This window comes from Pseudomonas sp. ANT_H12B (genome assembly GCF_008369325.1).
Classification (GTDB): domain Bacteria; phylum Pseudomonadota; class Gammaproteobacteria; order Pseudomonadales; family Pseudomonadaceae; genus Aquipseudomonas.
Window position 1 is genome coordinate 44,986 of sequence record NZ_VOBI01000004.1, and the last position, 23,999, is coordinate 68,984.

Here is a 23,999-nt window from a genome sequence, read left to right on the forward strand (position 1 = left end):
ATGCAAGTGGAACCGCAACTCGCACCGCACAACCAGGTCAGCGACGCCGTGCTGGAGATCAAGGACCTGAGCGTGGCCTACGGCAAAGTCGAAGCGCTGAGCAACGCCAGCCTGACGGTCGGCAAGGGCCAGATCGTGACCGTGATCGGCCCCAACGGCGCCGGCAAGACCACCCTGCTCTCGGCAATCATGGGCGTGCTCGATTCCCGGGGCCAGGTCAACTTCGACGGCAGCCTGGAAACCTTGCCGGAAGTGGAAGTGATGGTCTCGCGGGGCCTGGGCCTGGTGCCGGAAAAACGCGAGCTGTTCACCAGCATGAGCGTGGCCGATAACCTGCTGCTCGGCGCCTTCCAACGCCATCGCCGAGGCGATCGTCGCTACAGCGAGACCCTGGGTGAAGTCTACGAACTGTTCCCGCGTCTGTGGGAGCGCCGCGAGCAACTGGCGGCGACGCTGTCCGGTGGTGAACGGCAGATGCTCGCTGTGGGTCGCGCGCTGATGGCCAAGCCCAAGCTGCTGATGCTCGACGAACCGAGCCTGGGCCTGGCGCCGCTGATTACCCGGGAGATTTTCCGCATCATCACGTCCTTGCGCGACCAAGGGGTCTCGATCCTGCTGGTGGAGCAGAATGCCCGCGCCGCGTTGCGGGTGGCCGATTACGCCTATGTGCTGGAAACCGGGCAGATCGCCATGCAGGGCCCGGCGCGGCAACTGGCGGACGATCCGCGCGTGATAGAAGCCTATCTGGGCCTGGCCAGCAAGCACCAGGAAATGCTCGCTAACTGACCGCCGCCCTGCCCCGGTGCCCGAGACGGCGCCGGGCTGGCGTCGAGCCCGACCTTTCGAGGTCTTTCTGAACATCCGGAGTCGCGATGAACGCTTCCCCCCCGCGCATCGGCATCGCCGGTGCGGGTGCCATCGGCTGCACCCTGGCAGCACGTCTGGCTGGCCGCGGCCATACGGTCAACGTACTGGCCCGAGGTGAAACCTTGTCGGCCATCCGCCGTGACGGCATTCACCTGTCCGATCTGGACGGCGACCATCATGTGCGGGTTCACGCCAGCGACGACGCCGCCAGCCTGGGCGAACAGGACCTGATTTTTCTCTGCACCAAGGCGCCAGCGCTGGCCAGCCTGTTACCGCAGATCCAACCGATGATCAGCGCCGAGACCGTGGTCATTCCGGTCGTCAACGGCGTGCCATGGTGGTACTTCCATGGCGAAGGCGGACGCTACGACGGGCAACGAGTGAACGCGGTCGATCCCCAGTCGATTCTTGGCGAAGCCCTGGACCTGCGCCATGTGATCGGCAGCGTGGTGTTCATTACCGCCCACTGCACAGCCAACGCCGTGGTCGAATCGCACACCCCGCACCTGATGATTTTCGGCGAACCCGACAACCGCCTCAGCCCGCGCCTGGAGCGTGTGCGCGCGCTGATCGAAAGTGCCGGAATCGAAGCGCGAGCCACCGAACGCATCCGCGACAACCTGTGGACCAAGATCATCGCCAATATCACCTCCAACCCACTCTCGGTGATTACCGGCGCCACCCTCGATCAGCTTTACGGCCTGCCGGAGTTGCAGGATTTGGTCCGCACCTGCCTGCACGAAACCCTGCTCACCGCCGCCGCGCATGGCGCGCGCGTGAGCATCGACCCACAGACCTTTCTCGAACTGGGCGCCGGCATGGGCGCCGTGCGCACCTCGATGCTGCAGGACTATGAGAAAGGCCGTCCCCTGGAGTTGGCCGCCATCGGCGACGCGGTGCTGGAGTTGGCCGATTACATGGCGATCCCGATGCCCGTCACTCGACACCTCATTGCCCTGGCGCGCTTTCGCGGCGAACAGGCCTGCCGCTGACTCACTACGACAAGGATTCCGACATGAACCACAGCCCATTGGAAAAACCGCAACAGTACAGCGACGAAGAATGGGCACTGCGCGTGCAACTTGCGCATTGCTACCACCTGGTGGATTTCTTTGGCTGGACCGAGACCATCTTCAACCATATTTCTGCACGCCTGCCCGGCCCGGCGCACCATTATCTGGTCAACCCGTTCGGCCTGAATTACACCGAAGTGACGCCGGCCAACCTGCTCAAGGTCGACCTGCACGGCAAGAGGCTCGAAGACTCGCCCTATGACGGCAACCCTGCCGGTTTCGCCCTGCACAGCGCAGTGCACGGTGCGCGTTCGGACATTCAGTGCCTGATCCACACGCACACCACGCCGATTTCAGCCATCGTCATGAAAAAGGCCGGTTTTACCCATAACGACTTTTACGGTGCGCAACTTTACGGACGGATCGGCTACCACACCTTCGAAGGCATCACGCTGTTCGATGACGAAAAAGCCCGGATGACCGACAGCCTCGGCGACAAGCACATCCTGGTGCTGCGCAACCACGGCATTGCCGTTGGTGAAAGCAGCATCGCCAAGACGTTTTTCCTGTTGTGGACGGTGCAGCGCGCCGCCGAAATCCAGTGTCAGGCCGGCGCGTTGGGCGGTGAAGACAATCCGCTGCCGGAGGCGATCAGCCAAAAGTGCGCAGAACTCACGGCCATGCTCATTCGGGACAGCGGCTTCGCTGTGAAATTCTTCGACGCCATGGTGCGCAAAATGCGTGCTGAACGCGGCCAATGCTGGTAAGCGCGGGAGCGTCCAATGGGTAACTCAGTAGAACTCGCACACCCGGCCACCTCCCCGGGGCTGGAAGAAATCCCGATCTCGCGCCTGGATATCCGGGGCCATTTACTCGGCTGCAATGACGCCTATCTGGCGCTCAGCGGTTACACCCGGGAGGACTTGCTGAACCAGCCGCATGAGCTGATCAATCATCCGCTGATGCCCAAGCAAGTCATCGACCGTATGTGGGAGACCCTGCGCAGCGGCGTGCCGTGGACAGCGCCCATGATGGGCCGCGATAAACAGGGCACCACCTTCTGGTGCAATCTCTATGTGGTGCCGCTGCTCGAGGGCGGTCAGTTGAACGCGCTGGGTACGGCTTATCACCCGTTGGACGCCGCCCAAAGCCTGCGAGCGGAGAAACTCTATCGACGCTTGAATGACGGCCTCAGACCGCTGACATTTGCCCGGCGCGTGCAGGAACACGCCAGCAGCCAGGGTATCGCGTGGCTCTTGGGCCTGATAGTCATGGGCGCCATGATCGGTGAACAGATCAACTTGGCACCGGGCCTGCTGGTGCTCGGCGGAATGCTCGCCTCGGCTTGGCAGTGGCGAGCCAGACAGCGCGCGGATGTCCGCCGGATCATGGCCCGACATGATCAGGTCTACAGCGATGCCTTGCTGGCATCGCTTCAGGACGGCAGCGCCTGCGTCGCCAGCCGTTTTGACATGGCGCTCAACAGCCAGAACACGCGGATGCGCACGGTCATGGCGCGCATCCGGATCAACGGCGAGACCGTGCGTCAACGCGCGCAAGAATCGTCGATGCTGGTGCAGGCCCAGTCGGGCCACCTGCAACGGCAACTTGAAGAAGCCGAGCAGTCCGCCGCCGCAGTCCATCAAATGAGCGCCACGATTCAGGAACTGTCGCGCAACCTGCAACACGCGGCCGAAGCGACTCAAGCCGTGGACCACCTGGCTCACGACGGCGACCGGATGTCCGGGCAGAGCCAGCGTTCGATGACCGGCCTGTGCACCTCGGTCGAAGAGATCGGTCAGGCGGTCAGCCGCCTGGCGGAATCGATCGAATCAATCAGCGGCGTCGCTCATGTGATTCGCAGCATCGCCGAACAGACCAACTTGCTGGCCCTGAACGCGGCCATCGAAGCGGCCCGTGCCGGGGAGACAGGACGCGGTTTCGCGGTGGTCGCCGATGAGGTGCGCAGCCTCGCTACCCGAACCCGCGAATCCACCGAACAGATCCAGCGCTCCATCGAGCAATTGCGCGACGGCAGTGCCCTGGCGTTGGCCACAGCACAACGCGGCGAATCGGCCGCGCGGGAATCCCGCGAGGATGTGGCCCAAGTACAAACGGCGCTGCGGCGCATCTGCGAGGAAGTCGGGCAGATCTCCGGCATGAGTTTGCAGATGGCCTCGGCCATCGAACAACAAGGTCAAGTCGCCCAAGAGATCAATGGGCAGATTTCCCAGATCGTGAGCCTGGCGCAAACCAGTAGCGATCAGTCCCGACGCAGTACCCAGATCGGCGAGGAGCTGCACCAACTGGCCAACTCCCAACTCGACCTGGCCCGGCGTTTTCTTCAGGGCTGAGCAGATCGACCCTCAAGCGTCAGGCCTGACGTCGCAGGGTCTCGGACGGCAGGCAGCCGTATTGCTTGCGGTACTGCATCGCAAAATGACCGAAGCTGGCAACCCCGTGACACAACAGAACATCCGTCACGCTGTCGGCCGGTCCGGCCTGCTGCAAGGCCACGTGTACCAGGGCCAGTCGACGGGTGCGGACATAGTCGCTGGGGGTTTGCTGGAGAAAGCGCGTAAAGCCATTTTGCAAGGTGCGGATGGACACTCCGCAGAACTGCGCCAGACTCGCCAGGGCAATGGGTTCTGCCAGGTGCTGCTCGATGTAGTCACGGGCCTTCTTGATGTGGTGAGGCATCGGCTGGCGCTGGTCCTGCAGCAGATCGACGGAGTAGTTGTGCGGCAACTGAGTCAGCAGCACCGACAGCAAATAGTCCGACAGGCTCCCGCCCATGGCTGAGGTGAGCAGCGACTGGCTGGCGTCGCCATACAACTGGCAGATGTAGTCCAGGGTGGTGCGTACCGTCGCCATGCCCTGATGCTCGGCATCGACCTGAATATCGAAGACCAATGGCTGACGCAAGCGCCGGTTTAGCAACACTTGCAACTGGCGTTCGAGCGCTTCGCGGTCGACCCGCAGAATCAGGTTGCGGCAGTCCTTGTCGATGCGGATAAAACTGCGCTCGGAAGGCGAAGAAATAGTCAGCCCGCCCTTGCGTAGAATCGCGCTCTGCTTACCCAGGCTGACCATGCCACTGCCTTCGAGGGTGACCCGAATCAGGTAATAGTCGCTGATGTCCCCGGCGTCGATTTCCACCGGCGCGCCGTAGTGCAGATCGAACAGCGCCGAACTGCCGAAGAACACACCATACAGCTGCGATTGTAGGGCGCCGCCCTGCTGCATTTTCATCTGATGGGGCCACAGGTAATGGCTGACCCGGTCCTTGACTTCGCCGAACCCGTCGGAACTCAGGAGGCAATGATGACGGAGCGAAGAGCTGTGATCGAGCATGCTTGAGCGCCTCCAAAAAATGACATCGTTACCCGCAGGCACATCGATAATTTAGTGGAAATGGAAAGCAATTTTCACGCCATTGAAACGCTTTCTGCGTCCCCGGAACAACCTCTGCGCCTGGCGCATAGAGACACGGCAAACAACGGCTTAAAAAGGTCTTGCAACACACAAGCCAAGCAATTGGCAACCTGGAACCGCACAACAAAACCAATAAACGCACCAGGGCAAGGCGCTCGGGTAACGACGGCGTCACCAATACACCCAACTGCAACAACCGCTGCCGCCGACTGACTGATTGCCAACCCTGAAGGGGCCAAACAGCATGACCAGCAAAACACCGACCGAGGTCACCCGTAAAAGCTATGCCTACGAATGGTATGTCGTTGCCGTTTGCATGCTGGCCTACACTTTTTCGTTTATCGATCGTCAGATCCTGGCGTTGATGATCGAACCGATCAAACACGATATGCAGTTATCCGACACCCAATTCAGCCTGCTGCATGGCCTGGCTTTTTCGCTGTTCTATGCCTTCATGGGCATGCCCATCGCGCTGCTGGCGGACAAATTCTCCCGACCGAAAATCATCGCCATCGGCGTCGCGTTCTGGAGCCTGGCGACGGCCCTGTGCGGGGTGAGCAAAAACTTCCTGCAGATGTTCATGGCACGCATCGGCGTCGGGATTGGCGAAGCGGCGCTGTCACCGGCCACCTACTCGATGCTCAGCGACATGTTCCCCCGGGAAAAACTCGGGCGCGCCGTGGCGATCTACTCTATCGGCTCGTTCATTGGCGGCGGTGTGGCCTTTCTGATTGGCGGCTATGTCATCGACTTGCTGAAGAACCTCGACAGTGTCGCCGTGCCGCTGCTAGGCGAAATGCGGCCGTGGCAGGTGACGTTTTTTCTGGTAGGCCTGCCGGGCGTATTGGTTGCCCTGCTGATTGCCCTGACGATTCGCGACCCGGCCCGCAAAGGCTTGAAACTGGACGCCGCGGGCAAGGTCCACGCGCCCAGCATGAAACAGGCGTTCAGGTTCCTGGCAGTGCACCGCAAAACCTTCTTCTGTCACTACCTGGGGTTTTCGTTCTACGCGATGACGCTGTTCTGCATGCTCAGTTGGACCCCGGCCTTCTATATGCGAAAGTTCGGCCTCGCCCCCAGCGATACCGGCTACATGCTCGGGATCGTGGTTTTGCTGGCCAATACCAGTGGCGTGTTTTGCGGCGGTTGGCTGATCGATTGGCTGGCGAAAAAAGGTTACAGCGATGCGCCGATCCGCGCGGGAGTAATTGGGGCAATCGGCATGGCCGTGCCCGCCATCGCGTTCACCCAAGTCAGCGAACTGTGGATGTCCGTAGCGCTATTGGCACCGGCGATGTTCTTCGCTTCATTTCCAATGCCGGCGTCAACCGCGGCCATGCAGATCCTGCCGCCGAATCAGATGCGAGCGCAAATCAGCGCGCTGTTCCTGCTGATCTCCAATCTGATTGGCCTGGGTCTTGGTACCACGCTGGTCGCGCTGCTCACCGACCGGCTATTCCATAACCCCGCCATGGTCGGCTCGTCCATTTCCCTGCTCGATGCCTTCGCAATCGCTTTCACCCTTCTCTTGCTGATCAAGGGTTGCCGACACTTTCGTGAGAGTCTCAAACACGAAGGCCTCGCCTGAAGGCTTACCTAAGGCACGCTCCGGCGTGCCTGCTGGTTTTTTGCCGCGAGCGGCGCGACAATGGCGCCCGCTATCAAATCCAGCTCACCAGAAAGACTACGCCAACCTTTATGACCACCCCGAAAAAGCGCCTGAGCCGATACAACCCCGCCAGCGCAGACTTCAAGAAGGAAGAGTTTCCCTTCTACTGGCTGGCTCGCCTGCATGGCCGCTACTCCATGGCCATGGAGAAAGCGCTGAAGAAAATCGATATGGACATCCCGCGCTGGCGGATTCTGTTTATTCTCAAGGAAAATGGCGAGTCGAGCATTTCGGAAATCTCGATCCATGCCATCGCGAAACTCTCGACCATTACCAAAATCGTGTATCGCATGAAAGCCGACGGGCTGGTAGAGACCAATACCAGCGCCAGTGACGGGCGGGTGACTCAGGTCTCGCTCACCGATACCGGCCGCCATACCATCGAAGAAATCCAGCACGGTACCAGCGATATCTTCCGCACCAGTTTCAAAGGCCTGACTGAAGCCCAGATCACCAAACTGAACGGAACACTGGAAAAAATATTCAATAACCTGCCGGAAGACTGACCCGCGACGACCAACCCTGTGGGCACTGGCAACAACCTGCACGCCTTAAATAGCACCAGTGCACAGCAGAAACCCGATGAATCGGATTTCTGCTTTTTACAGGCGCAGCATTCACCACCGATAGCTCATCCCTTTACAGGCAATCGCTCACTGCCTGGCGCAGTGCGTGGATTACAGAGCGGCCAAAGACCTGACCTTACGATTACCGCAATCTGCAGGACTTTTACAACCAGCACTTTCTGGGTCTCAAATACGATTGGCAGATCGGCACCGGCACCCTGCGTACCGACCCGCGACACTTCGACAACCGCCATGACCCGGATTTCTACACCTTCGGCTACTACGACGACGGCGTCACCAAAGGCAAGGTCGACAGTCGCCTGAGCAGCGCGCAATTCACCTACCTGGTGAACGGCCACACCTTCGCCGCCGGCCTACAACAAGTCAGCGCCGACAGCGATGCAGTCTGGTTGAGCCAGGGCGACGGCTCGACCGCAGCATTGCCCTGCGCCACGCCTCACCGCGCACCGAAGTGTCCACACAACGGGGCGCTAATATCACAACACGACGCATTGACGTACATGCCCACTATCTCCCATTTCAGAGAGCTGATATTCGACCCTGCGAGGCAGCTCGCCGAAATCAACCCGCTCAATCAGACCATCATTGGCCAGCTGCCGCAGTTTGACGTGACGGATAGCAATCGACCGGTAGCGAGAGAAGCAATGAAAGGTAAAGTGGCACGCATCCAGAGGCAAGTCTGAAAAGTCCACGCTTTTTTAAGCCAGAGCAATGCGCAGGCTGGCTTCGTAAACTGGAAATCAGCAAGCCTTTGAAACGCATCAAGTCGACAAGGCAACCCGTCCTATCCCGGCAAACTCAACTTCCACTTGCACCCCGGCCGGCGCCCAGTAGATACCCGTCCAGCTACCACTAGCCACCAGGTCACCGGCTCGCAAGGGGGTGCCCAGTGCTGCAGCGTGACGCGCCAGCCAGGGCAGCGAACTGAGCGGCTCGCCGAATGGATGGCTGCCAAAGCCGACGAATTCAGGCTCCCCGGCCACCCGCAACGTCACCTGTCGACTTGACCAATCCGGCATTTCTCCCAGCGTTTGCGGTGCACCGAGTACCAGCGCGCGGTTGAGTTGCTGGTCGGCCAGCCGAAGCAGTGGCGCGGCTTGATCGCCCTGCAGCCAGCGCGTGCCACAGAGTTCGATGCCCGGCATCCACACATCGACTGCCGCACGGGCCATGGCCAGATCAGTGTGGTGGTCGAGGTCTCGCGACAGGCGCACGATCAATTCCCCCTCGATCCCGAAACCGAAGGCATCGCCCGGCGGAACCTGCCAACCCGACGGGTGTACCGCCATTGCCGGTACCCCGGCGGCGCTGATCAGCCCTCCCGGAGAGCCGCCCAGTTTCCAGGCCGCTGGGGGCCCGGAGGCGAACCAGCCGAGGGTTTCCGCTACCTGGTGCTGCACCGCATAGGCTTCTGCTTCGCTAGCCAGTTTCAGGGTTGGCAACGGTTGTTGGCGCCCCTCACGCCAACCACGAATCAGGATGGCGGCCACCTGCGCGACCGCACTCACAATGCCAACTCAGTCTTCCGTCGGCGCAGTTGCGCAGGCGCCGGGCGCTCGCACGGCAGAAACCGGCCCCGACCCGCCTCACCGCGCGGCTCGCCGTCCCAGACTACCTCACCGCGAGAGAGCGTCATGGCCGGCCAGGCGCTCAGCGTCATACCCGCGTAAGGCGTGTAATCGACGTTGTGGTGCAGCATTTCGTTGCACAGGTGCACCGACTCACCTTCGTTCCAGATCACCAGGTCGGCATCCGCACCAATAGCGATGCTGCCCTTGCGCGGATACAGCCCATACATCTTGGCGGCATTAGTGGAGGTCAGCGCAACAAAGCTTTGCGCGGTGATGCGCCCACTGCGCACGCCTTCGGACCAGAGCAGTGCCATGCGGGTTTCGACACCGGGAATGCCGTTGGCGATCTGGTCGAACGATACCTTTTCACCGTGAGCCTTCTTGCCATTCGGGCCATCGAAGCGAAAGGGTGCGTGGTCTGACGAGAAAATCTCGAACGAGCCGTTCTCCAGGCTATCCCAGATCACCTGCTGGTTTGCGGCATCGCGCGGTGGCGGGCTGCAGATGCACTTGGCACCTTCAAAGCTGTCGTCACACCCCAGCGAGTCGGCGGTCAGAAACAGGTACTGCGGGCAGGTTTCGGCGTACACCTTCAACCCCTGACTCTGGGCCCAGCGAATCTGCTCCACGGCCTCGCGGCCCGACACGTGCACGATCAGGATCGGTACGTCCACCAACTCGGCAAGGGCGATGGCACGATGGGTCGCTTCGCGCTCCACCAGCATCGGCCGCGACCCGGTGTGGTAGCGCGGCGCAGTCAGCCCGGCCGCCACAAGTCGCTCGGTAAGCCAGGCGATGCAATCGCTGTTCTCCGCGTGAAGCATCACCATGGCGCCCTCACGGCGCGCGACCGATAACGTCTCGAGAATCTCCCGGTCGCCCAGCTTCAGCGCATCGTAGGTCATGTAAATCTTGAACGATGTATAGCCTTCAGCAATCAAGGCCGGCAATTCTTCACGCAGCACCTGCGGGGTGGGGTCGGTGACGATCAGGTGGAACGCATAATCAATCACCGGCTTGTTACCCGCCCGACGATGGTAGTCATCGACGGCAGAGCGCAGGCTTTCCCCCTTCTGCTGGCAGGCGAACGGGATGACGGTGGTGGTGCCGCCGCAGGCCGCCGAGACCGTGCCGCTGAAGAAGTCATCGGCCATCACCGAGCCGTCGCCAGTCGGCTGGTCGAGGTGCACGTGGCTGTCGATGCCACCGGGGGTGACATGCCGGCCTGCCGCGTCGATTTCCTGGTGACCTTGCGGCAGGTCCAGGCCAAGGGAGACGATGCGCCCATCACGAATACCGATATCGCAGGTGAACGTGTCCGCGGCGGTTACCACGCGGGCGTTGCGAATCACCGTATCAAAAGGTTGCATATCAGGCCTCTTCCAGAAGTAACCGGCCCCGGCCAGTCAGGCGGCGCGTGTCTACGCCCATGGTTTTCAACATGTCCTTGACCACTGTGGTAACGCTGACGGATACCGGCTTAGTTAACCATCACCTCGTCCAGAGCCTGCGCGAGGGTGCTGACCGTGCGCTCGATATTGTGCAGCTTTTCGAGTCCGAACAGACCGATGCGGAAGGTCTGGAAGTCCGCCGGCTCGTCGCATTGCAACGGAACTCCAGCGGCGATCTGCAGGCCGAGGTCGGCAAATTTCTTGCCGCTTTTGATGTCGGCATCATCGGTGTAGCTCACCACTACACCAGGGGCCTGAAAGCCGGTTGCGGCCACGCTTTTGATGCCTCTGCCGGTCAACATTGCGCGCACTCGATCGCCCAGAGCCTGTTGTTCGCCGCGGACCTTGTCGAAACCGTAGGCTTGCGTCTCTTTCATCACTTCGTTAAACCGCGCGAGGGAATCGCTGGGCATGGTTGCATGGTAGGCATGTCCGCCTTGTTCGTAGGCCTGCATGATCTGAAGCCACTTTTTCAGGTCGCAGGCGAAGCTGCTGCTCTGCGTCTGTTCGATGCGCTCGAGGGCCAAAGAACTGAGCATCACCAGGGCGCAGCAAGGGGAGGCGCTCCAGCCTTTCTGCGGTGCGCTGATCAGCAGGTCGACTGCGCATTTGTGCATATCAACCCAAAGCGTGCCTGAGGCGATGCAGTCCAGCACGAACAGGCCTCCCACCGCATGCACGGCGTCGCCAACGGCCCGCAGGTACTCGTCGGGCAGGATAATCCCTGATGAGGTTTCAACGTGGGGAGCGAAAACAATCTGCGGCTTCTGCGCCGCAATGGCTGCCAGCACTTCGTCCAGAGGGGGTGGGGCGTAGGCAGGCTGGCGACCCGTGTCGACCGGTCGGGCTTTCAGCACCGTAGTGGCCGCCGGGATGTTGCCCATCTCAAGGATCTGGCTCCAGCGATAACTGAACCAGCCGTTGCGTATCACCAGGCATTGCTGGTCGGTGGCAAACTGTCGCGCCACCGCTTCCATGCCGAATGTGCCGCTGCCCGGGACCACCGCAACAGCCTGGGCGTTGTAGACCTGTTTCAGGGTCCTGGAAATGTTCTTCATCACGGCTTGAAATGACTGCGACATGTGGTTGAGCGAGCGGTCGGTGTAGACCACGGAGTACTCGACCAGTCCCTCAGGATCAATACTGGGATATAGCTTTGACATGGGGTGACTCCTTTGGCAGAGATGTCAGTGGTATCGACCCTGCCTTAAGCTTTGGCAAATGACAAGATTGCTCGGGACTGAGCGACTTCTGCCGAGCGGCAGGCTGTTCCCCCTGAGCTTTTTCACCACAGTGCGGTATAGCGCAGCATATTTTTGATCGGGCGTGATTGCCACGCCATCAAGTTCGTTCAAGCCAGGCACGGGCGATTTCTTCGCGCGTGGCAAACCAGACACCGGCGTGTTGCTTGGCATACTCGATGAATTGCTTGATCGCCCTTATCCGCCCTGGACGGCCCACCATACGTGGGTGTAGCCCGATCGACATCATGCGTGGCCCTTGAGCCGACTCTTCATAAAGGACCTCAAAGCTTTCTTTCATGTACTCGAAAAAATCCGATGCCTGCGAAAGCCCCGGAGAGTTCCAGTAACGGAAATCGTTCACGTCGGCGGTGTAAGGCACCACGAGATGACGCTTACCCTCGACCTCGACAAAGTAGGGAACATCGTCGTTGTAGGCATCGGAATCGTAGAGAAAACCGCCCTCCTCAGCGACCAGGCGACGGGTATTGACGCTGGCGCCATACCGGCAATACCAGCCAACGGGACGCTTGCCGCAGGTGCGTTCGAACGACTCGATTGCCAAACGCATGTGTTCACGCTCTTGCTCTTCAGTCAGGCGAAACACTTCCTCCCAGCGATAACCGTGACTGCAGATTTCGTGACCACCTGCAACTGCAGCGAGTGCAACATCCGGGTTCTGTTCAAACGCCACTGCGCAAGCATGAAACGTGGAACGAACCGATTGCTGGTCAAGAATATCCAGAATCCGCCAGATCCCGACGCGTGAGCCGTACTCGTACATCGACTCCATCGCCAGGTTGCGAGTGCCGTCGGGTATTGAATAACTGCCCCATTCGGTCATTGATTCCTGGTCTGGGTCGCCCATGGCCAGCGAGCGCTCGGAACCCTCTTCGTAGTTGATCACCAGGCTGATGGCCAGTCGTGCGCCATTGGGCCAGGTGCCTTGTGGGCGTTGTCTGCCGTAACCCACTAAATCGCGTGCAGGTGAAACCATCGGGATATTCTCCTGAAGTGACGGGTTGAATAAGTACGCGGTGAAAGTTGCGACTTAACAGTCGATATCTTCCAACCGATCATGGCTAAGGGTGCCGCTGTCCGACAGCCTCTCGCTGAAGGCCAGTCCCATGGCCAGGGTTTGCGCAATACAGAAAGACGCCGTGAGCGAGCGAAAGCCCAATAATTCGGCGTCGTTGACCTCGATCACGGTGTCAGCGATCTGCCCGATGGGGCTGAGAACGCTGTCGGTGATTGCAACCAGCGTCACGCCCGCTTGCGTCGCCTGGCGACAGGCCTCGACGGTGTCATTGGCGTAGGGCGGAAAGCTGACGGCTATCAATAAATCATCATCGGCAATGGCACTGACCTGCTCGGGCAGCGTGCCGCCAGCGCCGCTGATGTGCACGGTTCGCCGGCCCACGCGACTCAACGCGTAGCTCAGATACGCCGCCACCGGAAAGGCACGGCGCATGCCGATAACGAAGGTGGTGCGCGCGACCTGCAAATGGCCGATGGCCGCTTCAATATTGGCCTGTTCACCGCCTTGCGCCAGGTGTTCGAGAGAAACGATATTGGCTTGGCTGAATTCGCGCAGAATTCCCCCAACATCACTCGGATCCTCCAGCAATGTTTCACCACCGAAGTGGCGAATTCGCTCGCTGTGCGTATCGGCAGCCTGTTGCAGCGGCGCACGGAACACCCGCTGCAAATCCTTGAACCCTGCAAAACCCAGCGCCTGAGCCAGCCGAATATAAGCCGACGGTGCGATGCTTGAACGCTTTCCCAACTCGGCCACTGTGTTCAGTGCGATCTCATGCGGGTTGTCGATCAGGAATCGGGCAGCATCGCGCAGGCGACCTGTCAGTTGTTCATGCTGGGCCGCGATACAGTCACGCAGCTCTGGCAGGGTTTCAGGTAAGGCCATGGGGTAGGCTCGTAAAAGTTTGAAGTGTGTGCGTCAACGCAACGCGGTGATGGCTTGATCCAGCGCAGTGATGAGCCGGTCGACCTCTTCCAGCGTGTTGTAATGCGCCAACGACACCCGCACTACCCCGCCAAAACGGTCAAGCTCAAGGGCTTCGATAAGTCGCCGCGCATAGAAGTCACCAAAACGAATGCCGATGCGGTGCTCATCGATTCTGCGCACTACAGCCTCGGACTGCACGCCCTCGACCACGAAACTGATTGTTGGCACACGATCGCGGATGTGCGTTTTGCCAATGATGCGAACACCCTCGCGCTGGCGCAAAAATGTCAGAAGGCGTTCGGCAAGCAAATCTTCCTGCACCTCGAACGCATCGAAAGCAGCCTGCATACGTTTACGCTCACTGCCTTGAGCGCCCAGTCTCGCGCTGACGTCGAGCAGGTAATCGGTGATGCCGATGCAACCGAAGGACAGCTCATAATTGACGTTGCCCGGCTGCAATTTATAAGGCACCACGTCCTGGCCGATAAAGAAGTGGTTCAGGCTCGGCAGTTCCAGCAACAGGTAACGACGTCCCCAGAGCACGGCAAAATGCGGGCCGAAGGTTTTGTAGAAGCTGTAGACGTAGAAATCGGCGCCGCTGGCCTGCACATCCACCAAGCGGTGCGGCGCATACGCAACCGCGTCCACGCACAGCTTGGCCCCCACCGCGTGAACACGCCGCGCAACTTCGGCCACTGGATTGATCGAACCGAGAATATTCGAGGTGTGGGTCATGGCCACATAACGGGTTTTCTCATTGAGCAAGACCTGCAGGTCATCCAGCTCCAGCTCACAACTATCCTGGTTGACCTGCCAGACGCGCAGGGTCGCACCGCGGCTTTCGCAAAGCTTGACCCAAGGGCCGATATTCGCCTCGTGATCGCAATTGGTGACGATGATTTCATCGCCTGGAACGATTGACGGGGCGATGGCACGACACAGTATTTGCAACAAGTGGGTGGTCGAACCGCCCATGATCACTTCTTCGGGATGCTCGGCGTTGATCAACTGCATCACCGAATGCCGCGCCTGCATCACTCGGGCCCCGGCGTCGACGGAAGGTTGGTAGGAAGCGCCCAATTGCACGCTGCTGTGGAGCATGTAATCAACGACCCGCTCCGCTACGGCGCTCAGCACCATTGAACCACCGGCGTTGTCCATATAGGCAAAGCCATCGGCCAGACCTGGAAATTGCTTGCGAACGTAATCAATATCGAGAGGATTCACTCTACTTTTCTCCAGCCGGATTCAATGATGCAAGATGGCCTGCAGGAACGCTTGTGTGCGAGGTTCCTGAGGTGCGGTAAAAAACGGTTCGGGGATGTTCTGCTCAACAATGCGTCCGCTTTCCATGAAGATCACCCGGTCGGCGACCCGACGGGCAAAACCCATTTCATGAGTGACCACGACCATCGTGACGCCGGAGCGCGCGAGGTTTTGCATGACATCGAGTACCTCGCCAACCATTTCCGGGTCCAGCGCCGAAGTCGGTTCATCGAACAGAATCGCGCGAGGTTCCATCGCCATGGTGCGGGCAATCGCAACACGCTGCTGTTGGCCGCCAGACAATTGGCTCGGGTATTTGTGCGCGTGATCGCCCATCCCGACCTTCACCAATAATTCCCTGGCCCGCGCATGCGCGTCACGCCGGCTCAGACCGCGCACACGGATCGGCGCCAGCGACACATTGTCGAGCACAGTGAGGTGCGGATAGAGGTTGAAACTCTGAAACACCATGCCTACTTCACTGCGGATGGCGGCCAGTCGCGGGCCGTTCTCCACCCGCTCACCGGCCACGCGGATATCGCCTTGCTGGTAGTTTTCAAGCAGGTTGATGCAGCGGATCAAGGTCGATTTTCCCGAACCGGACGGGCCAAGAATGACCACCACTTCACCTTCTTCAACCTGCAAATTGATGTCGCTCAACGCTTGGAAGCTGCCGTAGTACTTGTCGAGCTTTTCGATGTCGATCAAGGTGCTCATGCGGTTTTTCCTCCAGAGGCATTACGACGCTCAACCCAACTGACCATTTGCACCAGCGGCAACAGCAGCAACAGGTACAGCAAGGCGGCTCCAACCAGCGGTGTCGGGTTCGCAGCCAGTGCCTGAGCCTGGGTCGCCTGTTTCAGCAAGTCAGGCATCGCTACCACCGAGGCGAGCGCCGTGTCTTTCATGACGTTGATGCAATTGCTGGTCATGGGCGGCAGTACGATGCGGATGGCTTGCGGCAAAACAACGTCGCGCATGGTGTTGAAAAAGCTCATGCCTTGAGACGCCGCTGCTTCGAACTGGCCCCGGGGAATGGCCTCGATGCCTGACCGAAAAATTTCTGCGCTGTAGGCGCAGGAGACAAGCGAGAGCGCACTGGCAGCGGCCGCAAAAGAAGACAGTCGGATGCCCACAAAAGGCAGCGCGTAATAGATGAGTACCAGCAAAACCAGCAACGGAATGGAGCGCATGATATCGATGTAGATTCGTGCGAGCGCTCGAATGGGTGCGTAGGAGTACAACCGGAGCAACGCTAGCAAAAGGCCACCGACCAGGCCCAGGACGATGCTCACCACCCCAAGCAAAATGGTCACGCCCAAACCACGCATCATCAGCGGAAGCGAATCGACGAGCACGTTCCAGTTGAAGAATGTCTGCAAAAGATCCATGGGATACCTCGGTCAATACAAGTGGCGCACGGGTGTCGCCACTTTCACGCATTATCGGCAGGGCTTACTTGAGGACAGGGGTCACTTTCATAGTGCTCGATTCTTTATCGGCGTCAGTGCCGAACCATTGTTTGTGGATTTTTCCAAGCGTGCCGTCTTCTTTCATCTTGCTGATGATGTCGTTGACCTGATCGCTCATCGCCCAGCCTTTGGCATGCATCAGCGAGTAGCGCTCACCGGTAGGGATTCGAGCAACGATGTTAAATTGCGGCTTGTCCTTGATGTAGTAGAGCACTGCCGGAATGTCACTGAGGTAGCCATCGATTCGCCCCGAAGCCAAATCGAGCATGGCCGGAGAGAGTCCTTCGTAGCGCGAAACATCAGCGAACTTGTACTCGTCCTTGTGTTGGCCGATCCACATGTCGCCGGTCGAGCCGGTATCGACGCCAACCACTTTGCCATTCATGTCGGTCAGGCTCTTGACCTTGGACGTCGTCAGCGAGGTCAGGGACTGATCGCTGTCGAAGTAAGGCTGTGCGAAGGCCACCGACTCCAGGCGCTTAGGGGTGATGGTGATCGACGAAATAGCTATCTCGACACGTTTTGATTGCACGGCACTGAACAGGCCGTTGAAAGGAATATTGACGAACTCGACGCTTTTTCCGGCGCGTTTGGCCACCTCTTTTACAACATCGACTTCAAAGCCGACAAACTCACCTTTGGAATCCTGAAACTCCCAGGGAACGTTGCCAACGTTAGCACCTACGGTCCAGTCCGCGGCCCAGGCTGGCAGTGAAACTGCGGCCGTCATGAACAATCCCAACATCACTTTCGCTTTCATGTCTGCTCCCGATTGTTTGTTTTTTTAGGTGCTAACAGCGGTTGATCTCGTACAACGTGAAACCGAGGTTAAATCAATGGAGTATTTATTTCAATAGCTATTGAATATGGATTTTTTACTCCACGGCCATCATCAGTTTCCCGTAAATGTCACGTCCAAAGGGCTAGGTGCGGTCAGAACAGACCGAGGAGGACACTCACACCTCGCCGCAGGCAGGAAACGACCCAAGCTGTGTGAAAACGCCAGTGATTGTCTAACCTTCTGATCGTCTAGATCGTATCGGGGGCGATCATGAAGCGATTCATTGAAGGTGAGGGTCGGACGCAAGTCACGTTGCTGCCTGAGCGCTTGGACGATTACATAGCTGAAGAAAATCCAGTGCGAGTGGTCGATGTTTTCGTCGATGAACTCGACCTGGGCGCGGACTTCAAAACCATTGCCGACTTTCGCAAAGACAACGGAAAACCATTTGCAGCGTATGCCGCCAGTTTGTAGTTCTTTGCCGCAACCTCAATCTCTTCTCTCAGTCGATCATCGCCATCGACGGCAGCAAATTCAAAGCCGTCAATAATCGCCGCCGCAACTTCACTCAGGGCAAGGTGAAGGCACGCATGCAGCAGATCGAGCAGAGCATTGATCGATATCTGGCGGCGATGGATTCGGCGGATCGGGCAACGCCCGAAGTGGCCGAGGCCAAAGCAGAGCGGCTTAAAGAAAAGATCGAAACACTGAAAAAGCAGATGCAGAAACTCAAGGACATCGAGGCGCAGCTCCACGAAAGTCCAGACCAGCAGATCTCCCTCACAGACCCAGATGCCCGCTCAATGGCTACGAGCGGCCGAGGCACCGGAACGGTTGGCTACAACGTTCACATCCATTGTTTGAGCGTCCCGAAGGGATGCTCAACAGTCCGTTTTCGGACTCGCATCATCTCCGGTGCATTGCTCAGCCGGGCCTGCACTTCCTCCAGTACAGCTTCATGTTCCCAGCGTCGAATTCGTCGTTCCGTGCTCGGGGTACACTGCGATTTCAACGCGCAGCCCCGGCATTTCGAATTCCAGTAACGATGCAGCTTCAGGCCTTTTTCAACGTAGGAGTAGTGCCAGATCAGCGCCTCTCCAGCCGGGCAAATGTATTCGTTTTTTGCCGCGTCATAGATGAAGGCATCGTTATTGAAACGCCCGTCAGCCTTGGCTCCAGAGGTCATCGGCTTGGGCATATAGGCGGTGATGCCTGCATCGTGACAGGCCAGGATTTGTTCGCTTTTGAAGTAACCTCGATCAGCCACCACCGACAACGTATCTGACGCCATCGCCTCGCGGGCCTGCTTGGCCATCGAGCTGAGTTGATCGCGGTCGGAACCGACGTTGGTCACTTCATGCCCGGCGATTCATTGAGCTGGATTTCGATCGCCTGAAGCTCCTTCATTTGAGTTTTGAGCTTGGCGATTTTCTCTTCCAGCCGCACGGCGCTGGCCTCGGAAGCTGTTGGTTCTTGCCGATCGGCAGCATCGAGTGCCGCCAGGTAACGATTGATGCTCGATTCAACTTCTTCCATTCGCCGTTTCAGTTTGGCGCTGATGAAATTGCGGTCGCGGTTGTTGACTGCTTTGAATTTACTGCCATCGATGGCGACCAGATGTTCTCCGAACAGCCCCAACTGCTGGCACAGCACAACGAACTGGCGACAGACCCCTCTGATGGCTTTGCTGTTGTCTTTTCGGAAATTGGCGATGGTTTTGAAATCAGGCATCAAACGCCCGGTCAACCACATCAGTTCGATGTTGCGTTGGGCTTCTCGCTCCAAACGTCGGCTCGACTGGAGGCGGTTGAGATAGCCGTAGATTTAGATCTTCAGCAGGACCGAGGGGTGGTAAGCCGGCCGGCCAGTATCGGCTGGAATGGCACCTTCAAAACCCAGATTGACCAGGTCGAGTTCGTCGACAAGACGTCGACTACACGCACCGGATTGGTATCGCTGACGTAGTCGTCGAGGCTCTCGGGAGCAAGGGTTCGCGGAGGCGTTTTTACACACTCTGGGCGGATAGTGGCCGGCTTTAAGGATCACTTCATCCTGGACATTCGTTGCTAAGGCCTGCGATGCCTTGACGATATGATCGCCGCCCCCTCGCTCCGCCCCCAGTGCCAGCACCGGTATATCAAGCTGCTTCTCAGCGCGAAGCCGGTTTGCGGCAACCCCCTCGGGCGACAACGCGGACTGGTAGTACCCGTTCACTGCTCGCAATGCGCCAGGTGCGGCAAGCTGGCGTGCATAGACGGCAATATCTTCAGCTGTAATAGTCCAGGGCTGAAGTGACTTGACCCGAAACAGCCAGTGAGGAACTGTAGCAATGGTCATAGGAATCACCGCGAGCACCGAACCCAGTGCGTAAGCGGTGACCATCTGGCCGGCCATCGCGGAAGAAATGGCAAGATTTTCGCTGATCAGAGGCAACAGACCGGCAGGCAAAGTTTCAGTTACGACGCAAACGAAACCGGTCATGGCCAGGGCGAGCAAAGCCCCCATGGGCAGACGATCAGGCGATGGCGAGAGGGAGGTTTAGCGTGGCACGGGAAACTCCTTGATTGACAGCTTCATCCTTGAATACCGATGTTAGGGTCGATCATGGTCGGCCGCCGCGCTCTTCAAGAACTTGTTCACGCAACGTGTCGAGAAATAATTTGCTCGCGCAAACCGGCACTGGCATTTCTCATTGTCCAGCGAGCAACGCTCGACTAGGCAGCGGCGTGGCGCCCGTGCCACAAATGCAGGAGGCCGGGGTGGCGATATCCCTGGGAGTGGATGGCGTGGCGTCGAACGAGTCAGGAAGTATGGTGGGTGAAGCGCACACGGCGTGGTTGATTCATCGGGCTGGACAGGGGGCTTCGGCGACCACCGCAGAAGATGTCATCCATTGGGGCTCTGCCGGCGGCGCGCAGGTGTTGGGGTTAGGTTCGGTCGGTACGCTGGAGATTGGGCAGGCTGCGGATATCGTGATCTATGGTCTTGATCATCCGCGGTTCTTTGGCTTCCACGATATCGCACTGGCGCCGGTGGTTGCTGGGGAACCAATTACCGTGCAATACAGCATGGTCGGGGGGCGACTAGTAGTTGACCAAGGTGTGATTCCGGGCCTCGATCTAGAGCGTATGCGCGCTGAAGCTTGGGAGGGGGTTCAAAAGTTGATGCATGTCGTCGTCTGAATCAAGCCTCAGCCAACCAGTTATTCCTGTGGCGCAAGCTGTATCAGGACGGCAGCCTGTCGGCGGTCAGTGCCGGTGAAGCCGTGGTGCCTGCCTCCGAGCTGAGCGATGCGCTCAAGCAGATCCGTGAACTGCAACGGATGCTGGGCAAGAAAACGATGGAAGCGGAAATTCTCAAAGAGGCCGTGGAGATCGCCCGGTCGCGAAAATGGATTGCGCACTCACCCTTGTTGCCGGGGGACGACCAATGAAGCTGGTCAGCGAATGTCTCGGTGTGTCGCGCTCGCAAATAACGGTTCGAATCAAGCAATCGGTATCGCCCAAAGTATGGCGAAGCAGGCCTGTGGACGATACTGCGCTGGTGGTCGAAATCCAGCAACAGGTCAGCGAACTACCCAGCTATGGTTACCGTCGTGTCTGGGGATTGCTGCGTCGTGCACGTGAAATCCAGTCGCTGCCCGCGATCAATGTGAAGCGGGTTTACCGGGTGATGCGTGATCACAACCTGCTGCTTGAACGCCGGATCAAGCAGCCCGGCGTGCGCGTCGACACGAAGGCCGTATTGCCGAAAACCAGCGATACGCGTTGGTGCTCGGACGGCTTGCGCTGTGCCATTTGACCGCCGAATGCGGCGACGTGGGTCGTTTGATCTTCGACGCCACTGCGGACAACCGAGTCAGCCAGCACGAAAAAGCCCAAGGCGATAAAGCCATCCAAGAAGCCATCGAGCCAGGCCAGCAGGCTTGGGAGTTTGGTCCGCATGTCGGGCCTCCTATAAGAGACTAGATTATTACCCTCAGGTAATCACAAAGTAACACCTAGAGGGAATTTACCTTTCGGTAACAGGGAACGATGATTCGCAGATGGAATTATTCGAAATTAGGCGCGAGAACTTGCGCCACCTCATGCAGCAAAAATTCGAAGGCAAGCAGTCAAAGCTGGCGGACGCTATCGGGAAAAATGCGAATTACATTTCCCGGCTGCTATCCACGACTATGGCTGCTGAGAATCGGAAGAATATTGGCGAGGATGTAGCGCGAGATATTGAGCTGAAGCTCGGCTTGCGCCGGCATTCGCTCGACTATGTAAATCTCGAATTGCCAGCGCAGATACCAGAGTCAAACGCCCAATATCTCGGCCCTATAGATGTATGGGATGACGACACACCCCTGGATGATGACGAGGTGTATGTGCCGTTTCTCAAGGAAGTAGAGCTATCTGCTGGAAGCGGACGGACCGCAGTTCACCAGTCCCACAAGCAAAAACTCAGATTTGGCAAAATGACCCTGAGGCGGCAGAACGTGCAGCCCAGCGAAGCCGTGTGCGTCACGGTGAACGGGAACAGCATGGAGCCGGTGCTTCCGCACGGAAGCACGGTCGGCGTAGATCAAGGCTGCACCACCATCACCGACGGAAAGATGTACGCGATCAACCATGGCGGTCAGCTTCGCGTGAAAACGCTATATCGCCTGCCTGGCGGAGGAGTACGGATGCGCAGCTACAACCGCGAGGAGCATCCAGACGAGGAATACACGGCTGAAGAGATGATCGCCAAGGAGATCATCTTGATCGGCAAGGTCTTCTGGTACTCGGTGCTGCTGTAGTCATCTGGCGCGGCCGCGATCTGAAGGGCACGTTTTGCCGAGCGATGTATTCGCGCTAACAATTGAAAGACAGAGCAATACCCTGCGGAAGGGTTGATCAATGCCGAAGAAACATCAGGAAGGCAAAGCAGCAACCGCTGCGGACATCGAGAGATCCATCCAGGCCCTAAACAAAATGGCTGAGCGTCTTTGGGGAGAGGGTCGAGAGGCCGAGGCGAAAGCCCTCCTCGATGCCTTGGATGCGTTAAACCGGGCACTAGACCGGATCAGGATTGGCGAAAGTCGCAGGGTTCTTCATTGAAGACCATCCTGGATCTGGAGCGAGGGTTGATGGCATGGCGCACTCACTTCAATACCAGATAACCGAATCCGTTCGCGTCGTCGAGATCGAGGTGGGCAAGCTGCTCGATTTGGCAGCGATGCTGAAGGACGCTGGAAACGATGTCCTGGCGGCGGCTGTCTCGAACCAGGCGAATAAACTGCTTGAGGCTGCGGTAGCGCTGAGAATTGCTATGGCAGGCTGACTGCTTACGCTGATGAGGTGCGGGACGGGGTGGTGGTGAGGCCTTCTGGAGATTGATTTATAGCCCGTTTTTGTGTCGCATGACTTTTTAGCGAGCATGTCGTCTTAGAAATGTTGATCGAATGGTCCTTAACGCCAAAAATTGGATTTTAGGTTTAGCCCACGGACAGGGAGGGGTAAATAAAAAGTATCGAGTCGCCAAGCCGCCTCATCGGGGTGGGCATTTACACTACAGCCGAGGCAAGCCTGTACACCGGTATCCCGGCTAAGGATATACGCCGCTGGATGTTTGGGTACAAAGCTCACGGCGTGGAGCATCCCGGTCTTTGGAAGCCAGAGTTATCCTTCCTAGAAGAGAACTTGCTGGGGTTTCACGACCTTCTCGAAATTCGATTTGTACATACCTTTCGACAGCACGGCGTTAGCCTTCAGGCTATCCGTAGTGCTTCCAAGCATGCCATGGAACTTTTTAACCAAAAATATCCCTTCACGTGTAAGCGCTTCCAGACGGATGGGCGGATATTTTTGCGACAGTTCTAGATGAAACTGGCGACGAAGCGCTCCTGAATTTGGTCAGGCGGCAATATGCTTTCAAGCAGGTGATCAAGCCTTCCCTTTACGAAGGGATTGACTACACCGGAAGCGGCGGTGCTGAGTGGTGGTATCCGCTCAAGCGTAGCAAGGCAGTCGTCCTGGACCCTGCTCGCAACTTCGGCAAGCCATTGCTTGCGAAGACCGGCGTAGACACCTCGGCGATTTATCAGGCCTACCAAGCTGAGGGCCAAAGCATAAAGCGTGTCGCTATGCTCTTCGAAATCCCTCCTGCTGCAGTGGATGCGGCAGTCACCTACGAGCATGGAATCGCTGCTTGAAATTTTTGATAGATAACAATCTTCCACCTTCTCTCGCACGCGCCCTCAACGAATTATCAAAGCCTGAAGGGCATTCTGTATTGGCGCTAAAAGATCGATTCCCTCCGGATACCAAGGACGTCGATTGGATTCTAGAGCTTAAGGCGGAGGGAGGATGGGCAGTCATCTCTCAAGACAGGTTTTCCAAAGGTGATGCAGAGAGACGAGTGTTCCGTGAATGCGGCCTGCCGATTTTCTGCTTAGCAAAACAGTGGTCAACAGATCCGTATTGGAGCAAAGCCCAGAATCTGGTTAGGTGGTGGCCAGCCATTGAGCCAGGCGGAGTTGATCAAAGGCGGTGCGGCTTTCAAGGTCAATTGGAAATTCCTACACCCTGGAAGATTTGAGCAAATCAAAATATAGCCCGGCCCAGCGCCGGGCTTTTCGTATCTGCCCTGTCACGCCTTCGTCACACCGTCCAAGCACAATGCAGTCAGCCAAAGGGATTTGGCCCCGTCTA

The 23,999-nt window shown here is 58.3% G+C and carries 21 protein-coding genes and 8 pseudogenes; 16 read left to right on the forward strand and 13 right to left on the reverse strand.

The genetic code is table 11. The features are described 5' to 3' along the window. The 4 genes from FQ185_RS07715 (at position 1) to FQ185_RS07730 (ending at position 4,234) form a co-directional block, all read left to right on the forward strand. The gene (locus tag FQ185_RS07715) at positions 1–786 is read left to right on the forward strand and encodes an ABC transporter ATP-binding protein (RefSeq protein WP_371926604.1); all 786 of its coding nucleotides are present in this window, start codon (positions 1–3) and stop codon (positions 784–786) included. Between the two features lie 86 nt (positions 787–872). Next, on the forward strand, positions 873–1,859 hold the full coding sequence (locus FQ185_RS07720) for a ketopantoate reductase family protein (protein WP_149417000.1): 987 nt from the start codon (positions 873–875) through the stop codon (positions 1,857–1,859). Positions 1,860–1,882: 23 nt separating this feature from the next. Beyond that, positions 1,883–2,647: a class II aldolase/adducin family protein gene (locus tag FQ185_RS07725; protein ID WP_149417001.1), complete on the forward strand. Its 765-nt coding sequence runs from the start codon at positions 1,883–1,885 to the stop codon at positions 2,645–2,647. 15 nt (positions 2,648–2,662) lie between these two features. Continuing rightward, on the forward strand, positions 2,663–4,234 hold the full coding sequence (locus tag FQ185_RS07730) for a methyl-accepting chemotaxis protein (protein ID WP_149417002.1): 1,572 nt from the start codon (positions 2,663–2,665) through the stop codon (positions 4,232–4,234). Between the two features lie 19 nt (positions 4,235–4,253). Here FQ185_RS07730 and FQ185_RS07735 read toward each other — a convergent pair whose 3' ends face one another. After that, positions 4,254–5,234, reverse strand: coding sequence for an AraC family transcriptional regulator (locus tag FQ185_RS07735; RefSeq protein ID WP_149417003.1), 981 nt, complete (start codon positions 5,232–5,234; stop codon positions 4,254–4,256). 325 nt (positions 5,235–5,559) lie between these two features. Between FQ185_RS07735 and FQ185_RS07740 the strand changes: the two genes are divergently transcribed. The 3 genes and pseudogenes from FQ185_RS07740 to FQ185_RS30845 all read left to right on the forward strand — a co-directional run. Beyond that, the gene (locus FQ185_RS07740) at positions 5,560–6,903 is read left to right on the forward strand and encodes an MFS transporter (RefSeq protein WP_218575886.1); all 1,344 of its coding nucleotides are present in this window, start codon (positions 5,560–5,562) and stop codon (positions 6,901–6,903) included. A 110-nt stretch (positions 6,904–7,013) separates the two neighbouring features. Beyond that, positions 7,014–7,490 carry a MarR family winged helix-turn-helix transcriptional regulator gene (locus FQ185_RS07745; RefSeq protein ID WP_084377539.1) on the forward strand — a complete coding sequence of 159 codons (477 nt, stop codon included), beginning with the start codon at positions 7,014–7,016 and terminating at the stop codon, positions 7,488–7,490. A 166-nt stretch (positions 7,491–7,656) separates the two neighbouring features. After that, positions 7,657–7,987, forward strand: a pseudogene (locus tag FQ185_RS30845) (OprD family outer membrane porin); the annotation flags it as partial. Positions 7,988–8,047: 60 nt separating this feature from the next. On the opposite strand, the gene FQ185_RS07755 reads toward FQ185_RS30845, so the two are convergent. The 10 genes from FQ185_RS07755 to FQ185_RS07800 all read right to left on the reverse strand — a co-directional run bounded on the left by FQ185_RS07755 (position 8,048) and on the right by FQ185_RS07800 (position 17,298). Continuing rightward, positions 8,048–8,263 carry a helix-turn-helix domain-containing protein gene (locus FQ185_RS07755; protein ID WP_149417004.1) on the reverse strand — a complete coding sequence of 72 codons (216 nt, stop codon included), beginning with the start codon at positions 8,261–8,263 and terminating at the stop codon, positions 8,048–8,050. Between the two features lie 69 nt (positions 8,264–8,332). Beyond that, positions 8,333–9,079, reverse strand: a complete 747-nt coding sequence (locus FQ185_RS07760; RefSeq protein WP_149417005.1) for a 2-keto-4-pentenoate hydratase — start codon at positions 9,077–9,079, stop codon at positions 8,333–8,335. After that, entirely contained in the window at positions 9,076–10,512 is a 1,437-nt protein-coding gene (gene hydA, locus FQ185_RS07765) for a dihydropyrimidinase (RefSeq protein ID WP_149417006.1), read from the reverse strand. The genes FQ185_RS07760 and hydA overlap by 4 nt, the downstream gene beginning before the upstream one ends. Positions 10,513–10,622: 110 nt before the next feature. Then, positions 10,623–11,756, reverse strand: coding sequence for an aminotransferase class V-fold PLP-dependent enzyme (locus tag FQ185_RS07770; protein ID WP_149417007.1), 1,134 nt, complete (start codon positions 11,754–11,756; stop codon positions 10,623–10,625). Between the two features lie 178 nt (positions 11,757–11,934). Then, the gene (locus FQ185_RS07775) at positions 11,935–12,831 is read right to left on the reverse strand and encodes an allantoinase PuuE (protein WP_149417008.1); all 897 of its coding nucleotides are present in this window, start codon (positions 12,829–12,831) and stop codon (positions 11,935–11,937) included. Positions 12,832–12,885: 54 nt separating this feature from the next. Next, positions 12,886–13,758, reverse strand: a complete 873-nt coding sequence (locus FQ185_RS07780; protein WP_149417009.1) for a MurR/RpiR family transcriptional regulator — start codon at positions 13,756–13,758, stop codon at positions 12,886–12,888. A gap of 33 nt (positions 13,759–13,791) precedes the next feature. Continuing rightward, positions 13,792–15,027 carry a cysteine desulfurase-like protein gene (locus FQ185_RS07785; RefSeq protein WP_149417010.1) on the reverse strand — a complete coding sequence of 412 codons (1,236 nt, stop codon included), beginning with the start codon at positions 15,025–15,027 and terminating at the stop codon, positions 13,792–13,794. 21 nt (positions 15,028–15,048) lie between these two features. Beyond that, on the reverse strand, positions 15,049–15,783 hold the full coding sequence (locus FQ185_RS07790; RefSeq protein ID WP_084379280.1) for an amino acid ABC transporter ATP-binding protein: 735 nt from the start codon (positions 15,781–15,783) through the stop codon (positions 15,049–15,051). Continuing rightward, entirely contained in the window at positions 15,780–16,457 is a 678-nt protein-coding gene (locus tag FQ185_RS07795; protein ID WP_084379279.1) for an amino acid ABC transporter permease, read from the reverse strand. Before FQ185_RS07795 ends, FQ185_RS07790 begins: the two co-directional genes overlap by 4 nt. A gap of 64 nt (positions 16,458–16,521) precedes the next feature. Then, positions 16,522–17,298: a transporter substrate-binding domain-containing protein gene (locus tag FQ185_RS07800; RefSeq protein WP_149417011.1), complete on the reverse strand. Its 777-nt coding sequence runs from the start codon at positions 17,296–17,298 to the stop codon at positions 16,522–16,524. A gap of 291 nt (positions 17,299–17,589) precedes the next feature. Here FQ185_RS07800 and FQ185_RS07805 point away from each other — a divergent pair. Beyond that, a pseudogene (locus FQ185_RS07805) lies at positions 17,590–18,167 on the forward strand (IS5/IS1182 family transposase); the annotation flags it as partial. A 2-nt stretch (positions 18,168–18,169) separates the two neighbouring features. Here FQ185_RS07805 and FQ185_RS07810 read toward each other — a convergent pair. Together FQ185_RS07810 and FQ185_RS07820 are read right to left on the reverse strand one after the other, a co-directional pair. After that, positions 18,170–19,343: pseudogene (locus tag FQ185_RS07810) on the reverse strand (transposase); the annotation flags it as partial. A gap of 298 nt (positions 19,344–19,641) precedes the next feature. Next, positions 19,642–19,824, reverse strand: a pseudogene (locus FQ185_RS07820) (MFS transporter); the annotation flags it as partial. Positions 19,825–19,979: 155 nt separating this feature from the next. Between FQ185_RS07820 and FQ185_RS07825 the strand changes: the two are divergent. The 8 genes and pseudogenes from FQ185_RS07825 to FQ185_RS07865 all read left to right on the forward strand — a co-directional run. Continuing rightward, a pseudogene (locus FQ185_RS07825) lies at positions 19,980–20,501 on the forward strand (amidohydrolase family protein); the annotation flags it as partial. After that, positions 20,471–21,111, forward strand: a pseudogene (locus FQ185_RS30485) (IS3 family transposase); the annotation flags it as partial. The pseudogenes FQ185_RS07825 and FQ185_RS30485, both read left to right, overlap by 31 nt. A gap of 26 nt (positions 21,112–21,137) precedes the next feature. Next, positions 21,138–21,287, forward strand: a complete 150-nt coding sequence (locus FQ185_RS31005) for a hypothetical protein (RefSeq protein WP_371926602.1) — start codon at positions 21,138–21,140, stop codon at positions 21,285–21,287. Between the two features lie 77 nt (positions 21,288–21,364). After that, entirely contained in the window at positions 21,365–22,105 is a 741-nt protein-coding gene (locus FQ185_RS07845) for a helix-turn-helix transcriptional regulator (RefSeq protein WP_306108873.1), read from the forward strand. Positions 22,106–22,205: 100 nt separating this feature from the next. Beyond that, the gene (locus tag FQ185_RS30490) at positions 22,206–22,406 is read left to right on the forward strand and encodes a hypothetical protein (RefSeq protein WP_149417014.1); all 201 of its coding nucleotides are present in this window, start codon (positions 22,206–22,208) and stop codon (positions 22,404–22,406) included. Beyond that, positions 22,378–22,629: a hypothetical protein gene (locus FQ185_RS07855; protein WP_256730385.1), complete on the forward strand. Its 252-nt coding sequence runs from the start codon at positions 22,378–22,380 to the stop codon at positions 22,627–22,629. The genes FQ185_RS30490 and FQ185_RS07855 overlap by 29 nt, the downstream gene beginning before the upstream one ends. Positions 22,630–22,808: 179 nt before the next feature. Beyond that, positions 22,809–23,500, forward strand: a pseudogene (locus FQ185_RS30495) (DUF433 domain-containing protein). Continuing rightward, positions 23,497–23,902: pseudogene (locus FQ185_RS07865) on the forward strand (hypothetical protein). Before FQ185_RS30495 ends, FQ185_RS07865 begins: the two co-directional pseudogenes overlap by 4 nt. Positions 23,903–23,999: the final 97 nt, after the last annotated feature.

Coding starts and splice junctions, on each gene's coding strand:
- FQ185_RS30490 (WP_149417014.1), top strand. CDS start 22,206: ATGCCGAAGAAACATCAGGAAGGCAAAGCAGCAACCGCTGCGGACATC.
- FQ185_RS07845 (WP_306108873.1), top strand. CDS start 21,365: ATGGAATTATTCGAAATTAGGCGCGAGAACTTGCGCCACCTCATGCAG.
- FQ185_RS07725 (WP_149417001.1), top strand. CDS start 1,883: ATGAACCACAGCCCATTGGAAAAACCGCAACAGTACAGCGACGAAGAA.
- FQ185_RS07795 (WP_084379279.1), bottom strand. CDS start 16,457: ATGGATCTTTTGCAGACATTCTTCAACTGGAACGTGCTCGTCGATTCG.
- FQ185_RS07800 (WP_149417011.1), bottom strand. CDS start 17,298: ATGAAAGCGAAAGTGATGTTGGGATTGTTCATGACGGCCGCAGTTTCA.
- FQ185_RS07770 (WP_149417007.1), bottom strand. CDS start 11,756: ATGTCAAAGCTATATCCCAGTATTGATCCTGAGGGACTGGTCGAGTAC.
- FQ185_RS07745 (WP_084377539.1), top strand. CDS start 7,014: ATGACCACCCCGAAAAAGCGCCTGAGCCGATACAACCCCGCCAGCGCA.
- FQ185_RS07735 (WP_149417003.1), bottom strand. CDS start 5,234: ATGCTCGATCACAGCTCTTCGCTCCGTCATCATTGCCTCCTGAGTTCC.
- FQ185_RS07780 (WP_149417009.1), bottom strand. CDS start 13,758: ATGGCCTTACCTGAAACCCTGCCAGAGCTGCGTGACTGTATCGCGGCC.
- FQ185_RS07720 (WP_149417000.1), top strand. CDS start 873: ATGAACGCTTCCCCCCCGCGCATCGGCATCGCCGGTGCGGGTGCCATC.
- FQ185_RS07740 (WP_218575886.1), top strand. CDS start 5,560: ATGACCAGCAAAACACCGACCGAGGTCACCCGTAAAAGCTATGCCTAC.
- FQ185_RS07730 (WP_149417002.1), top strand. CDS start 2,663: ATGGGTAACTCAGTAGAACTCGCACACCCGGCCACCTCCCCGGGGCTG.
- FQ185_RS07790 (WP_084379280.1), bottom strand. CDS start 15,783: ATGAGCACCTTGATCGACATCGAAAAGCTCGACAAGTACTACGGCAGC.
- hydA (WP_149417006.1), bottom strand. CDS start 10,512: ATGCAACCTTTTGATACGGTGATTCGCAACGCCCGCGTGGTAACCGCC.
- FQ185_RS07775 (WP_149417008.1), bottom strand. CDS start 12,831: ATGGTTTCACCTGCACGCGATTTAGTGGGTTACGGCAGACAACGCCCA.
- FQ185_RS07715 (WP_371926604.1), top strand. CDS start 1: ATGCAAGTGGAACCGCAACTCGCACCGCACAACCAGGTCAGCGACGCC.